Origin of the sequence: Nocardia acidivorans NBRC 108247, assembly GCF_001625085.1 — a bacterium.
Classification (GTDB): Bacteria; Actinomycetota; Actinomycetes; order Mycobacteriales; family Mycobacteriaceae; genus Nocardia; species Nocardia acidivorans.
Genome location: NZ_BDAW01000009.1, coordinates 23,386 through 36,415 on the forward strand (window position 1 = coordinate 23,386; position 13,030 = coordinate 36,415).

Sequence of the window (13,030 nt, forward strand, 5' to 3'; positions counted from 1 at the left end):
TGTCGCCCGCCGCCCTATTCCCCGCCGTGGCGTGAATCGGCGTGCCGGGCCAAGGATTTCGCGAGCTCGGCGGCGACCACCGCTTGACCGGCCATGGTCAAGTGGATGTGGTCGGCGCTGAGCCAATCCTGGCGCAGGCGCGCGGGATGACTCCAGAATTCGGTGAGGATGGCGTCGTGGCGGGCCGCGACCCGGCGCACGCTCTCGGCGAAGGCGGCGAACCGGGGGCGCAGCGGAAGCAGCGGACCGGTGAAGGCGTCGGCGAGGGTGAACATCGACAGGCGTGCGCCGGTGGCGGCGACGCGCTCGCACAGCGCGTCCAGATCGCGTTCGACGGCGACGATATCGGCGTCGCGGCGCATCAGATCATTGCCGCCGCAGGTGACATGCACCAGATCGGGACGGAAATCGCCCAGGGCGGCAAGCTGTTCGGCGCGCACCTCGGGGATGGTCGCACCCATGCGACCGGTATTGAGGTAGTCGGTGTCGGGATGCGCGGCCCGCAGCCAGCGCGCCAGCCGGTCGGGCCAGGGCAGGCGTTCATAGCCCGGGGAGGAATCGCCGGTGCCCGCGGCGGTGGAATCGCCGACCACCGCGAAGCGACGCCACGGGGTGACGGCGAGGAGTTCGCGGGCCGTCGCGTCCGAGAGCAGGTACGGGTCGTCGAGGCCGATATGGGTGCGCGGCGGGTCGCCGGGCCGGGTCGCGAGGGTACCGCCGGTGCGAATGTCAGGGGTGCTCACAGGGTCGTCTCCTCGGTGCGGACGGGCAGTGCGGCGAGTACGGCGGCGACCACGGCGATGGCCCCGCAGATCGCGAACAGAATGTGGAAGGCGGTCAGACCGTCGTGCGGGTGGGCGGCGAAGACCGCGGCCAGTACCGCGACCCCGAGCGCGCCACCGGATTGGCGGGCGGTGAGGTTCATACCCACTCCGGCCGCGAAGCGTTGCGGCGGAAGCGATCTGGCGGCGGCGGTGCCCAGCACGGTGATCACCATGCCCACTCCGCCCCCGCCCAGGATTCCGACGGGCACCCACGCGGACCAGAGTTTCGGGGTGACGCCGAAGACGTCGGTGCTCATATAGAAGGCGGAGGCCGCGAACGCCAGTGCGCCCGTCGCACCGAGCCAGCGCTGCGCCTGCTCGGGCGCGCGCCCGGCGATGACCGCGGTGACCATGGAGGCGACGGCGCCGATAGTCAGGAGTCCGGCGGACTTCAATACCGGGTAGTGCCAGACATTGTCGAGCCAGAGCGGTCCGGCCAGCAGCCAGGCGAACATGGCCGCGCCGAAGACGAAGGCGATGGCATTGACCAGTGCGTAGCGGTGACTGCGCCACAGGGTCACCGCGATCGCCGGGCGCGGATGGCTGCGCGAACGCCACAGCGCGATGCCCAGCAGTACCATTCCGCCGATACCGCTGGCCAGGGTGCGCCAGTTGTCCCAGCCCCACGGCTGGCCCTGGGTGACCGCGGCGACGATCGCGCCGATACCCAATCCCGTTGCGGCGGTGCCCAATAGATCGGGCAGACCGTCGGCGTGCCGCACCTCGTGGGCGGTCAGTCCGAGTCCGAGCGCGATGAGCACGAGCGCGATGGGCACATTGACGACGAAGACCGAACGCCAGCCGAACCAGTCCACGAGCGCACCGCCGGCCGCGGGGCCGATGGTGGCGGCGAATCCGCCCGCGGCGGTCCAGGCGGCCATGGCCACGCCGATCCGCGCGGGTGGGGTGGCGCTCAATACGAGTCCGAGTCCGGCGGGGATGAGGAACGCGGCGGTCGCGCCCTGGAGGAATCGGCCGGTGATGAGCCACTCCGCGCCGGGGGCCAGGGCGCAGAGCAGGGAGGTGAGGGCGAATCCGGCCAGCGCGCCGAGGAATACGCGTCCGCGGCCGAGTGCGTCGGCCAGGCGTCCGGCGGGGGTGAGGAGTGCGGCGAAAGCGACCGCGTAACCGCTCACCACCCAGGTGAGGGTGGTGGGTGAGGTGCCGGGATAGTCGCGGCCGATGGCGGGGAAGGCGATATTGACGACCGAGAGGTCGAGGAAGGCAACGAAAGCCGCACCGCAGGCGACCAGCAGCGCGCGGCGCGTGGATCGGTCGGCGGGCGGAGTGGTGGGCGCGGGGGCCGCCGATGCGGGCGCGGTGGTTGCCGGTGCGGAGGTGGCGGACGGGGGCGGGTCGGGCGGTGCGGCGCTGGGCCGCGGGGTGGTCTCTGTCATGGCGGGACTTCCGTGCAGAAGAGGCGGGATCAAAACAGTACGCACGATCGTTCGTATTGTTGAAAAGTACGACCGATCGTGTGTTTTGGCAACAGATAATGCGAGACTGGACGAATGGATGAGCCCGTGCCCGGTGCTGAGCAGCAGATTTCCGATCAGCGACTGTTGAAGGGCGCACGCGCTCGCGCCACCATCGCCCGGCATGCCGCCGATGTCGCCTCCGTCGAGGGGCTGACCGGATTGAGTCTGGGGCGTCTGGCGAGTGATCTCGGGGTGAGCAAGAGCGGTGTCGCGACGCTCTTCGGCACCAAGGAGAATCTGCAATTGGCCGCCGTCGAATCCGCGCGCGAGGTCTTCATCGACCATGTGGTGCGCCCGGCGCTGCCCGAACCCAAGGGCATGCCGCGATTGCGCGCGTTCCTGGACAACTGGTTCGCCTATATCGGCGCACCGGTGCTGCCCGGCGGTTGCTTCCGGGTTGCCGGACTGCCCGAGTTCGACAGCCGACCCGGCCCGGTGCGCGATGCGCTGGTGGCCGATCACGAGGACTGGCTGGCGCTGTTGGAGAAGGAGATCGGGCGCGCGCAGGAGCAGGGCTATGCGGCCGGTGCGGACGCGCACGCGCTGGCATTCCAGCTCGACGCACTGGTGTCCGCGGCCAATACCGCGACCCGGCTCGGCGACGAATCCGCGATACCGACCGCTCGTTCGTTGATCGATCTGCTCCTCGGATCATCCACGCGCTGAACCGATTCGCGCACCCGGACATCGCTCTGATCAGGTCGAACGCGAATTTTCTTCGTGCAGTGCGGTTTTGCGCGTCCTGCGCGCATGCGCCCAGGTCAACGTATGTTTCATGTGGAACGGGGCGCGTACATGACGACCGCGACGCCGACCAGACAAATCAACGCGCCCAACACATCCCAGCGATCCGGTCGGAAGCCGTCCAGGGCCATACCCCACAGCAGTGAGCCCGCCACGAACACTCCGCCGTAGGCGGCGAGGATCCGACCGAAATTCGCATCGGGTTGCAGCGTGGCCACGAAGCCGTAGCAGCCGAGCGCGACCACCCCCGCGCCCATCCACGCCCAGCCGCGATGCTCGCGCACCCCCTGCCAGATGAGCCAGGCCCCACCTATTTCGGCGACGGCGGCCAGTGCGAACAGGGCGATCGAACGCAGCACGGTCATGGTGGAACACCCTAGGGCCCGGCCGGACCGCCCCTCGTGCACGGTCCGGCCGGGTCGCGAATCAGCGCCCGCGCGCGGCGCTGTCGAACAATTGCTGTCCCAGGTATCCGCCGGGCGCGGGTACGCCGGGGGGAATCACGAACACGGCCGAACCGACCGGTGTGGTCCATTGGTTCAGTGCGTCGAACTCGGCGAGTCGTGCCTGCACCGGCAGATACTGGGCATCGACATCGCGCTGGCAGGCCACGAACAGCAATCCGGAATTCGAGACGTGCCCGGGGGCGGGCGCGTCGTCGTAGTTGTAGCCGCGCCGCAGGAATCGCTCATGGTCGTGCGCGTGGTGCGCGCGGGCGATATGCGAGGACGGCGGGATCACCGGAATGCCGTACCGATCGACCTTGGTGAAATCCGGATCGTCGAATTCGGTGCTGCCCGTGAGCGGTGCACCGGTGGAGTCGTGCCGTCCCAGGGTGGTGGCCCGCCCGTCCGCATCGAGTTCGTCCCAGGTGTCGAGCTTCATGGCGATCCGGCGCAGCACCAGCGAAGTGCCGCCCGCCAGCCAGGCCTGCGCACCGCCGTCGTCCCAGACGAGGCGATCGAAATCGGCTGTGCCCGGGGCGATATTGACGGTTCCGTCGACCTGGCCCATGAGGTTGCGCATGGTCTGCCCTCTGGGGGCATTGCGGAAGCCGCGCTGTACCCAGCGCACCCGCACCAGCGATTTCACATGTTTGGACAGCACGCGCACCGCATGCGAGACCGTGGTGGCCTCGTCCGCGCAGATCTGCAACAGCAGGTCCGCGCCGGTGTACGCCGGATCGAGTTGATCGATGGGGAAGGACGGCAACTGTTTGAGCCAGGCCGGCCGCAGCGCGGCGAGCCCGGCCACGGTGAACAGCTCCGGCCCGAAACCGACCGTCACGGTGAGCCGGGCCGGGCGCATGGCCAATTCCGGTTCGGTATCGGCGAGCGCGGGTTTGCCCTGGGTCAGTCGCGCCGCGTCATCGGTCCAGATCTTCAGGAGGCCGATGATGTCCTCGCGATCGAGTTCCGGGTTCAGATCGAAGCCGACGAAGGCCACCGATCGTGGTGGCTCGGTATCGATTCCGGCCTGATGCGGGCCGTGGAACGGGACGGTCTCGAGTCCGGGATCGCGGTCGTGCTCGCGAGGGGTGCGAGTGGCCGCGCCCCAGCCGATTCCGGCCGCCCCGGCGACGCCCGCCGCGGCGGCGCCGCCACCGAGCAGGCGTCGCCGGGAGACCCGGGTCGCGCGCGGCTGTTCCCGCTCAGCCACCGTGCGCGGCATTGTCGCCGGTGGTGGGCGCGTAATTCTCCTTACCGCCGGCGAAGTCGCGCACCTGCGCGGTGACGGTGGTGCTGGAGCCGTCGGAGAACACCAGGGTGATGGGTGTCTCCGAGCCGGTGCGCAGCGGCTGCTTCAAATCCATGAACATCAGATGCTCGCCACCGGGCTCGAGGGTCCAGGACCCGTGCGCGGGAATGGTGAGCCCACCTTCCTTGGGGCGCATGGTCTTATCGCCGCCTGCGGCATCGGCGACGACCTCGTGGATCTCCACGCGCGCGGAGGCCGGACTGGACGCGGCCACCAGCTGTACGGGCTGATCGCCCGCATTGTTCAGCGTCCCGAACGCCGCGGACATACCGCTGTCGGCGGCCTTGATCCACTGATCGTTCATGGACACCTGATCCGCGGCCTTGCCCGAGATCGCACTCGACCCCGAATCGGATGAACAGGCCACGGGGAAGAGGGCCAGGGCCGACAGTGCGGCGATGGCGGTGAGGCGGCGGGCACGCGCGGCGCGGCCTGCGAAAGAAACGGACACCGAAAACTCCGATCGATGAGGGAAGGCAAGGGGGACCTCGACCCGAAGCGTCGGCACATGTGCGCGTGAACGCTGCGCTCGGCGAGCTGTCGCGACTATCAGAGCGGATCTGCACAGCAGAGTCCGGCGTGCGCGGCTCGGGTCCGTCAGGAAACGCCGTGCGTGCCGGAGCTGGAATCACGCGGGGCACTACGAGTCGGCCGCATACAGCGCACGCCTGGACAGCGGCGATGTGCTCTGGACTATGCCCGGGCGCGCCGGGTGCCGGGCCGCGGAGCGATGAACGCCACGCGACCGGCGATGAACTCCATGCGACTATGCCGGGACGAGGTGAGCGGAAGTTCGCCGCAACGCCGGTGGCCCGCGCCGCCCGATGCCCGGGCTCACCAGCAGCAGCTGAACCGCCGCCCGCTCATCGACCGAGCTGATGCGCGCGGGCGGCTCGGTCGGTGCCGGTGTGATCCCCAATGCGACGATGAACCGCCGCGCACTGGTGATCGCCCGCCGCATCCCCGTCTCGCCCGCGCGAATAACCAACGCCCCGAACGGAATCGCGATGAGGTGCGCGACCAGCATGGTCGGCGACGCCGCATGATGATGATGCTCGGGCGACATGGACAGCGCGATATGCCCGATACCCTGCCCCGCGGCCAGCATTCCCATGACCGATGCGAGCCCAGAGCGAGGTCGCACCGACGCGACCGTCACCCCGATCACCGTGCACGCCGCGAACAGCAGCGCCAGCGCGGAGCCATCCGGTGCGGTCCCGCCGCCGCCGAGCCCGTGCGCGAAGATCGCCACGGCCCCCGAGGCAGCGCCGACGGCAGCGCCACGCAGGCGCGCGGTGTGATCCGTCGGTGAGTGCACCCGGACATACTACGGCCGGTCGTAACCGGTCCGCCCCGCAGCCCGGCGACTGTCATCGACTCGGTTCGCCAGGCCGACCGGCGCGTCCCCGGTCTCCACGGCGGGGGCACGGGTCCGGCGTGCGGAAGTGCCCGCGCGCAGCGGCCCGCGCGATGCTCCGGTGTGCCGCGGTCTCGAGTCCGGGTGGTGTGAGCGGGGTCTGCACAGGATCTTCACAAGCGGTGCGAACCATCTCCACTCGGACTGCCTAATGTCACCTGCATGGAATTGAGCCAGCAGGGTAGCGCGCGGCGGATTCTGGTGGTCGAGGATGAGCCGACCATTGCCGAATCGATTGCCGTGCGCCTGCGCGCGGAGGGGTTCACCGTGGATCTGGCCCATGACGGTCCCGCCGCGGTGAATGCGGCCGAAGCGCTGCTGCCGGATCTGGTGGTGCTCGATGTGATGCTGCCGGGTTTCGACGGCCTCGAGGTGTGCCGTCGGATTCAGGCGCGGCGGCCCGTGCCGGTGCTCATGCTGACCGCGCGCACCGACGAGACCGATGTGCTGATCGGTTTGGGGGTGGGCGCGGACGACTATCTGACCAAACCGTTCTCGCTGCGCGTTCTCACGGCGCGAATCCATGCCCTGCTGCGCCGGGTCGAACGCACCGCCACACCCGGGGCGACCATTGTGGTGGGGGATCTGCGCATCGATATCGATCAGCGTCGAGTGTGGCGGGGTGAGGCCGCAACCCAGCTCACCCCACTGGAATTCGAGCTGCTGGTGCATCTGGCCCGTCGTCCGCGCGCGGTGCTGGCGCGCGATCGGCTGCTCTCGGAGATCTGGGGCTGGCCCGACGCCTCGGGCACACGCGCGGTGGACAGTCACATCAAGGCGTTGCGCCGCAAGCTGGGCGCGGACCTCATCCGCACCGTGCACGGGGTCGGCTACGCGCTGGAGGCGCGATGAGCGCCGCCACCGATCGCGAGTGTGTACGCGGGGCGGACATTCGCGGTGATCGCCGCCCCGAGTGCCCCCTCGCCGGGGACTCCGAGGGGGCTCGATGAGGGAGTCGGTGCGGGAGGCGGCGGATCGGCTGTCGGCGTGGCTGCCGCGGCCGCTGGACCGGATGCGGTCGATCAAACTCAAGCTCGCGATTGTGATGGTGGCTTCGGGTGCGGTGGCGTTCGGGTTCTTCGCGTTGAAGATCGGCTGGTTGCCGCCGCGCACCACCATCGCGGCCATTCTGCTGGCATTGGTGCTGTCGCAGATGATGGCGCATGGGATGACGCTGCCGCTGCGCCAGATGACCGCCGCCGCCAAACGCATGGCGCAGGGCGATTATTCGCGGCGGGTGCTCGCCACCTCCCGGGACGAGGTGGGGCAGTTGGCGGAGGCGTTCAATCAGATGGCCGCGGATCTAGCTGCCGCCGATCAACAGCGCCGCGATTTCATCGCCAATGTGTCGCATGAATTGCGTACGCCCATCACGGCTTTGGGGGTGGTGCTGGAGAACCTCGTCGATGGTGTGGCCGAACCCGATCCGGCGACCCTGCGCACCGCGCTCGCCCAGACCGAACGCCTGAGCCTGCTGGTCACCGAACTGCTGGCCCTGTCCAGTGTGGAAGCGGGCGCGGTCGCCCTCGACCGCGAGGTGCTGCCGTTGCAGCCGTTGCTGAAGGAGGTCGTCGCCGAGGCCGAGGTCATGGCCGCCGCGCTGGACCGTCCCGTCCGCTTCACCATCACCACCACCCCCGGCCTGACCGTCTACGCCGACCGCGCCCGCCTGCACCAGGTGCTGCTCAACCTGTGCGATAACGCCACCCGGCACGGACCGGCCCGGGGCGAGGTCCGGCTCACCGCCCACCCGCTGCGTGATCACACCGTCATCGAGGTCGAAGACGAGGGCCCGGGCATCCCGCCCGCCGACCGCGCCCGCGCCTTCGAACGATTCACCCGCGGCGGCCGGCCCAACGGCGGCGGCACCGGCCTCGGCCTGGCCATCGCCCGCTGGATAGTCGACCTCCACGGCGGCACCATCGCCGTCGCGGCCCCCGGCTCCCGAATCCGACTGACGCTACCCAACCTCTGACCGGCTCGCCGGCCGTCGACGCACCCCGAATCCCCTTCCGCAGTAACCCATCTCGACATCCAGCCCGATCGCAGCACGCGACCGGGATGATCCCGCACGCCCATCGGAGGCATCCCATGTCCGACACGCCAAATCCCGACACACCAAATCCCGACACACCGAAACCCGCGCAACAGGATCCGGTGATGACTCGGTCTCCCGGCCCGGACGCCGCGATGGACTATCCCCGGAGTGCTCCGCCGGTGCGGGTTCCGCCGAGGTCGGCCTTGATTCCCATGCCGCGCGGTGCGTTCACCGCGATCGGTGTCGCAGGTTTGGCGGCGGCGGTGTTCGTTCCGCTGGATCGGCCCGGGGTCGGCTGGTTGCTCGCGGCCCTCGCGTCGGGAGGGGCGGTCTATGCGGTGGATCGTGCCGCGCGCCGCCGGGGAGAGGTCGACGAGGGAGATGAGTCCGCGGGAGGGGAGGGTTCGGCTCTCTCGTCCGGCCTCGGCGTTCCTTCAACCGCCCGGAGCACCGATAGTGCTGTACTGGAACGGGTCTCGACGTTCGTCGCCCGGTATTCCCGGCTCTGGTGGGCGGGATTGGCGCTCGCGCTCATAGCGGTGGGTACCTTTCGCGCCGCATCCTGGTTGTTCGTGCTGTGCCTGGCGGGGGCGGCGACCGCGGGGTCGTTGGCGATCGTGGGGCGACGATCGGCATACGGGTTGTTCTTCGATGTGTTCTCGGTGCCGTTCGGGGCGGTGACCTCGCTGCCGTGGCTGTATCGATGGGCGGGGCACGCGGAGTCCTCACGGGGACGGGCGGAGCGGCGGGTCGGCTGGTCGGTGGCGGCGACCGTGGGGTTGCTGCTGGTGTTCGTGCCGCTGCTGGCGGGTGCGGACGCGGTGTTCGCGCGCCTGGTGCAGGATGTGCTGCCCTCGTTGCGGGGACCGGATTTGTTCCGGTGGGGGTTCGTATTCGCGATGGCCGGTCTGGGTGTGGCGGGGGCGCTGTATGTGCTGGCCGGTCCGCCACCCCCGGCCGCCGGAACAGATTCGGTGGTGGTCGGGCTGCTCGATCAGGTCATCGCCGGATCGGAATCTACTGGCGCGCAGGGGGTTCGGCGGTTGTCCCGGGCCGAATGGGGTCTGCCGATGGGTGCGCTGACGGTGCTCTTCGCGATCTTCCTGGGTACGCAGCTGGCGGTGCTGTTCGGTGGGGACGGATATGTCCAGCGCACCGCCGATCTGACCTATGCCGAATACGCGCGCAGTGGTTTCTGGCAGCTGTCGATGGTGAGCATGCTCGCGCTGGTGGTGATCGCGGTGGTGCAGCGCTGGGCGGCGCAGCGCGAGGCGCGGGATCGGCTGTGGTTGCGGGTGGCGGTGGCGGCGGTCAGTGTGCTGACCCTGGTGATCGTGGCCTCGGCGCTGCAGCGCATGTGGACCTATCAGCAGGCGTACGGGTTCACGGTGATGCGGGTGCTGGTGGAGGTGTTCGAACTGTGGATCGCGCTGGTGTATCTGCTGGTGCTGGCCAGTCTGGTGCGCTTGCACAGGGAATGGGTGCCGCGCGCGGCGATCGGCGCGGCCGCGGTCACCCTGCTGGTACTGGCGGTGGTGAATCCGGAAGCCCTGGTGGCCGACCGCAATATCGATCGCTGGCAGTCGGGCAAATCCCTGGACCACGACTATCTGAGCGGCCTGTCCACCGATATCCTGCCCGCCCTGGACCGGCTCCCGGAGCTGGAGCGCGAACGGATCCGCACCTCGCTCGAACCGAGCACGCGCAATGACAGCTGGCAGGGCTGGAACCTGTCCCGCGCCCGCGCCCGGTAGCGGATCAGTGCCCGCCGCGCTGTGCGGCCAGCAGCGCGCCGGTGCGCCCGATCAACTCGTACGGGATCGGCCTGTCCAGCGCGAACTTCAATGTGCCCTTGCCCGCCTGGTATTCGGCGATGTCCCGGGTGTACTCGGCATCGCCCGCGGGTACCGGGTACACGCTGATGTGCTTCTTCCATCCCGCGAAGTAGACCACCGGCTTACCGCCCACCCGAATGGCCGGCACGTCGTAGCTGATGTCCTCGGTCCCTTCCGGCAGGACCTCGCGCAGGGTCGCACGCACCCGTTCGAGCACCTGCCGGACCTCGGCGGGGAATCCCGCGAGATATTCGTCGACGGTCGAAGCAGTCATGCCCACCTCCGTCGTCAGTGCCATCGGTCGAGCAGGAATCCCGCGGCATCGAGAGCGGTCTCGACCGATTCTGCCACGTACAACAGGTCACCGCGTGCGCACCGTACCGGGGAAGAGAGCTCCGAGTTCCACGCCTACGTCGATACCAGAGCACACCGCGAGCATCCGCCCCCGGGAGTCGGCAGGATGGATCGCGTGGGTGAACACAGGGACCGCATGCTGCGCGGCGAACTCTATCGCGACAACGACCCGGAGCTGATCGCCGAACGGCGGCGCTGCCAGGGACTACTGGACGAATTCAATGCCACCGGCGCGGGCCGGGAGCAGCGGCGCTACGCCCTGCTGACCGAGCTGCTCGGCGCGATCGGCGAGGGATCGTGGATCATGCCGCGCTTCCAATGCGATTACGGGCATTTGATTCGCCTGGGCGCCAACAGCTTTCTGAACTACGACGCCATCGTGCTCGATTGCGCGCCGGTGACCATCGGCGACGACGTGTCGATCGGTCCGCGCGCGCAACTGCTCACCGCCCTGCATCCGATGCAGGATCACGAACTGCGGCGGCAACGCTGGGAAACCGCCGCGCCCATCACCATCGGGGACAACGTCTGGCTGGGTGGCGGTGTCATCGTGTGCCCCGGGGTGAGTATCGGGGCGAATACCGTGGTGGGCGCGGGCAGTGTGGTCACCCGCGATCTTCCCCGGAAGGTGTTCGCCGCAGGCAATCCCGCCCGGGTGATCCGCACCCTCTAGCCCGCATCTCCTTCCGGTAACGAAGTCTCTGTCGTGCAACGACCTCGGCGAGGACTGGGTCAGCCACGACAGCCGCCGCTCCGGCGGGGACACGCCACCCCGCGGCGAGCGCGTACCCGCGAAAGCGCATGTGCCGCAACAGTCCGCACCGTACCGTGATGACATGGAGCCGGTACTCGTCACCGGTGCCGCCGGGGGACGTCAAGGATCGACCGGGCGGCATCTCACAGCGCAACTGCTCGGGCGCGGCATTCCCGTCCGCGCCGTCGTACACACCGACGACGAACGCGCCACCGTCCTGCGCGCACTCGGTGCGAAAGTCGTCGTCGGCGACCTGCGGGATATCGCCTTCACTCGCGCCGCCATGGAAGGGATACGCGCCGCCTACTTCACCTACCCGGTGATCGACGGACTCCTCGACGCCGCGGGCGCCTTCGCGGTGTGTGCCCGCGAAGCCGGAGTCGAACGCGTCGTCGCCGTCTCCCAACTCGCCGCCGGACCCCGGGCGCTCACCCCGCGTATGCGCCAGCACTGGGCGGCCGAACAAATCCTGGACTGGGCCGATATCGGCGCGATCCACCTGCGCGCGGCCGTGTTCTTCGAAAACCTCGCCCTCCTGGCCGCCACCGACGCCGCGGCCCTGGAATTGCCGCTCGGTCCCGCCGAGACCGAACTGCCGCTGATCGCCGCGAGCGATGTCGCCCGGGTGGCCGCGGGCCTGCTCTCGGACCCCGAACTCAAATCCGATCCGGTGCTCCTGCTCACCGGGGATGTGCAAACCATCGACGCCGCCGCCCACGCCCTCGGACGCACCTACCGCGATACCGACCCCGAGACCTGGCGGCGCTGGGCCCTCGACTTCTACGGCAGCCCGCATGCGGCCGAACACCTCACCAAACTCTGGGAGATCTTCCGACTGCTCTCCGAAGGCACCAATCTGTACCAGGTCACCCCTGCCATCCAGCAGTACGGCGGACACGCGCCGATCACCCTGGCCGACTTCGTCATCCACCGCCCCGGACACCACTGAACCGTTCTCTCATCGGCGCCCCGGGACCGAGCGCATTACCTCGCGGGTAATGGTTGTGGGGGAGCGGGATTCGTAGGATCGGGGCATGCGTACACAAACGGCCGGGGATCTGCTGCGGCACTGGCGAGTCACCCGGCGGCTCAGCCAACTCGAGTTGGCCGGACGCGCGGAAACCTCCACCCGCCACCTCAGCTTCATCGAAACCGGCCGCGCCACCCCCAGCCGGCAGATGATCCTGCACCTGTCCGACGAACTGGAAATCCCACTGCGCGAACGCAATCGGATGCTCCTGGCCGCCGGCTACGCACCCGTCTACGCCGAACCCGAGCTGGATACCCCCGCCATGGAACCCGTACGCACCGCCATCCGACAGATCCTCGCCGGACACGAACCACATCCGGCACTCGCGGTCGACGCGGGCTGGAACATGGTCGACGCCAACGCCGGAATCGCCCTGTTCCTGGAAGGTGTCGACCCGCGCCTGCTCACCCCACCGGTCAACGCCTTACGCCTGAGCCTGCACCCCGACGGACTCGCCGGCCGCATCATCAACCTCGCCGAATGGCGCGGACACCTCTTCGAACGCCTGCAACGCCAGATCGACGGCAGCGGCGCACCCGAACTCATCGAACTCCTCGATGAACTGCGCGCATACCCCGGCGGAGAAGAAGCCCCCGGCCTCCCCGAACCCGACCAAGCCGTCGTACCCATGCGCTTCCGCTACGACGGACACGACCTCGCGTTCATCAGCGTCACCACCGTCTTCGGCACACCCATGAACGTCACCGTCGCCGAACTCGCCATCGAAGCCTTCTTCCCCGCCGACGCCGCCACCGCCGCCCTGCTGCGCGCACGAATCGCCATCCCCGCGGACTGACC

14 protein-coding genes are annotated in these 13,030 nt (G+C 69.0%); 7 read left to right on the top strand and 7 right to left on the bottom strand.

Annotated elements, in window-relative coordinates; translation table 11 throughout:
- Positions 1-14: 14 nt before the first annotated feature.
- Together NA10_RS03465 and NA10_RS03470 are read right to left on the bottom strand one after the other, a co-directional pair.
- Positions 15-743, bottom strand: coding sequence for an SGNH/GDSL hydrolase family protein (locus NA10_RS03465; RefSeq protein ID WP_307188374.1), 729 nt, complete (start codon positions 741-743; stop codon positions 15-17).
- Positions 740-2,221: an MFS transporter gene (locus NA10_RS03470; protein ID WP_084514268.1), complete on the bottom strand. Its 1,482-nt coding sequence runs from the start codon at positions 2,219-2,221 to the stop codon at positions 740-742. Before NA10_RS03470 ends, NA10_RS03465 begins: the two co-directional genes overlap by 4 nt.
- Positions 2,222-2,335: 114 nt before the next feature.
- On the opposite strand from NA10_RS03470, the gene NA10_RS03475 reads away from it, so the two are divergent.
- Positions 2,336-2,968 (top strand): TetR/AcrR family transcriptional regulator, encoded by a 633-nt coding sequence (locus NA10_RS03475; RefSeq protein WP_067563257.1) that lies wholly within the window; start codon positions 2,336-2,338, stop codon positions 2,966-2,968.
- 107 nt (positions 2,969-3,075) lie between these two features.
- Here NA10_RS03475 and NA10_RS03480 read toward each other — a convergent pair whose 3' ends face one another.
- The 4 genes from NA10_RS03480 to NA10_RS03495 all read right to left on the bottom strand — a co-directional run bounded on the left by NA10_RS03480 (position 3,076) and on the right by NA10_RS03495 (position 6,122).
- Positions 3,076-3,411 carry a YnfA family protein gene (locus NA10_RS03480; protein ID WP_067563258.1) on the bottom strand — a complete coding sequence of 112 codons (336 nt, stop codon included), beginning with the start codon at positions 3,409-3,411 and terminating at the stop codon, positions 3,076-3,078.
- A gap of 61 nt (positions 3,412-3,472) precedes the next feature.
- A complete protein-coding gene (locus tag NA10_RS03485) occupies positions 3,473-4,705 on the bottom strand; it encodes a Dyp-type peroxidase (protein WP_245677003.1) in 1,233 nt (410 codons plus the stop codon).
- Positions 4,698-5,255: a copper chaperone PCu(A)C gene (locus NA10_RS03490; RefSeq protein WP_067563265.1), complete on the bottom strand. Its 558-nt coding sequence runs from the start codon at positions 5,253-5,255 to the stop codon at positions 4,698-4,700. Before NA10_RS03490 ends, NA10_RS03485 begins: the two co-directional genes overlap by 8 nt.
- Before the next feature lie 315 nt (positions 5,256-5,570).
- Positions 5,571-6,122, bottom strand: coding sequence for a hypothetical protein (locus NA10_RS03495; RefSeq protein WP_067563268.1), 552 nt, complete (start codon positions 6,120-6,122; stop codon positions 5,571-5,573).
- 261 nt (positions 6,123-6,383) lie between these two features.
- Here NA10_RS03495 and NA10_RS03500 point away from each other — a divergent pair, with 261 nt between their 5' ends.
- The 3 genes from NA10_RS03500 (at position 6,384) to NA10_RS03510 (ending at position 10,013) form a co-directional block, all read left to right on the top strand.
- Positions 6,384-7,073, top strand: coding sequence for a response regulator (locus NA10_RS03500; protein ID WP_174562469.1), 690 nt, complete (start codon positions 6,384-6,386; stop codon positions 7,071-7,073).
- A 94-nt stretch (positions 7,074-7,167) separates the two neighbouring features.
- Positions 7,168-8,196: a HAMP domain-containing sensor histidine kinase gene (locus tag NA10_RS03505; RefSeq protein ID WP_067563271.1), complete on the top strand. Its 1,029-nt coding sequence runs from the start codon at positions 7,168-7,170 to the stop codon at positions 8,194-8,196.
- Between the two features lie 185 nt (positions 8,197-8,381).
- Complete coding sequence (locus NA10_RS03510) at positions 8,382-10,013, top strand: DUF4153 domain-containing protein (protein ID WP_245677004.1); 1,632 nt, start codon at positions 8,382-8,384, stop codon at positions 10,011-10,013.
- A gap of 4 nt (positions 10,014-10,017) precedes the next feature.
- Here NA10_RS03510 and NA10_RS03515 read toward each other — a convergent pair whose 3' ends face one another.
- Positions 10,018-10,368 carry an iron chaperone gene (locus NA10_RS03515; protein ID WP_067563870.1) on the bottom strand — a complete coding sequence of 117 codons (351 nt, stop codon included), beginning with the start codon at positions 10,366-10,368 and terminating at the stop codon, positions 10,018-10,020.
- A gap of 195 nt (positions 10,369-10,563) precedes the next feature.
- Here NA10_RS03515 and NA10_RS03520 point away from each other — a divergent pair, with 195 nt between their 5' ends.
- From NA10_RS03520 to NA10_RS03530, 3 genes are all read left to right on the top strand, one after another.
- A complete protein-coding gene (locus tag NA10_RS03520) occupies positions 10,564-11,121 on the top strand; it encodes a sugar O-acetyltransferase (protein WP_067563872.1) in 558 nt (185 codons plus the stop codon).
- 163 nt (positions 11,122-11,284) lie between these two features.
- The gene (locus NA10_RS03525; RefSeq protein ID WP_067563274.1) at positions 11,285-12,151 is read left to right on the top strand and encodes an NAD(P)H-binding protein; all 867 of its coding nucleotides are present in this window, start codon (positions 11,285-11,287) and stop codon (positions 12,149-12,151) included.
- Between the two features lie 85 nt (positions 12,152-12,236).
- Complete coding sequence (locus NA10_RS03530; RefSeq protein WP_067563278.1) at positions 12,237-13,028, top strand: helix-turn-helix domain-containing protein; 792 nt, start codon at positions 12,237-12,239, stop codon at positions 13,026-13,028.
- The last annotated feature ends 2 nt before the right edge of the window (positions 13,029-13,030 follow it).

Excerpts from the sequence above, each read along its gene's own strand:
- NA10_RS03470 (WP_084514268.1), bottom strand. The coding sequence starts at position 2,221 with ATGACAGAGACCACCCCGCGGCCCAGCGCCGCACCGCCCGACCCGCCC.
- NA10_RS03475 (WP_067563257.1), top strand. The coding sequence starts at position 2,336 with ATGGATGAGCCCGTGCCCGGTGCTGAGCAGCAGATTTCCGATCAGCGA.
- NA10_RS03480 (WP_067563258.1), bottom strand. The coding sequence starts at position 3,411 with ATGACCGTGCTGCGTTCGATCGCCCTGTTCGCACTGGCCGCCGTCGCC.
- NA10_RS03500 (WP_174562469.1), top strand. The coding sequence starts at position 6,384 with ATGGAATTGAGCCAGCAGGGTAGCGCGCGGCGGATTCTGGTGGTCGAG.
- NA10_RS03505 (WP_067563271.1), top strand. The coding sequence starts at position 7,168 with ATGAGGGAGTCGGTGCGGGAGGCGGCGGATCGGCTGTCGGCGTGGCTG.
- NA10_RS03510 (WP_245677004.1), top strand. The coding sequence starts at position 8,382 with ATGACTCGGTCTCCCGGCCCGGACGCCGCGATGGACTATCCCCGGAGT.
- NA10_RS03515 (WP_067563870.1), bottom strand. The coding sequence starts at position 10,368 with ATGACTGCTTCGACCGTCGACGAATATCTCGCGGGATTCCCCGCCGAG.
- NA10_RS03525 (WP_067563274.1), top strand. The coding sequence starts at position 11,285 with ATGGAGCCGGTACTCGTCACCGGTGCCGCCGGGGGACGTCAAGGATCG.
- NA10_RS03530 (WP_067563278.1), top strand. The coding sequence starts at position 12,237 with ATGCGTACACAAACGGCCGGGGATCTGCTGCGGCACTGGCGAGTCACC.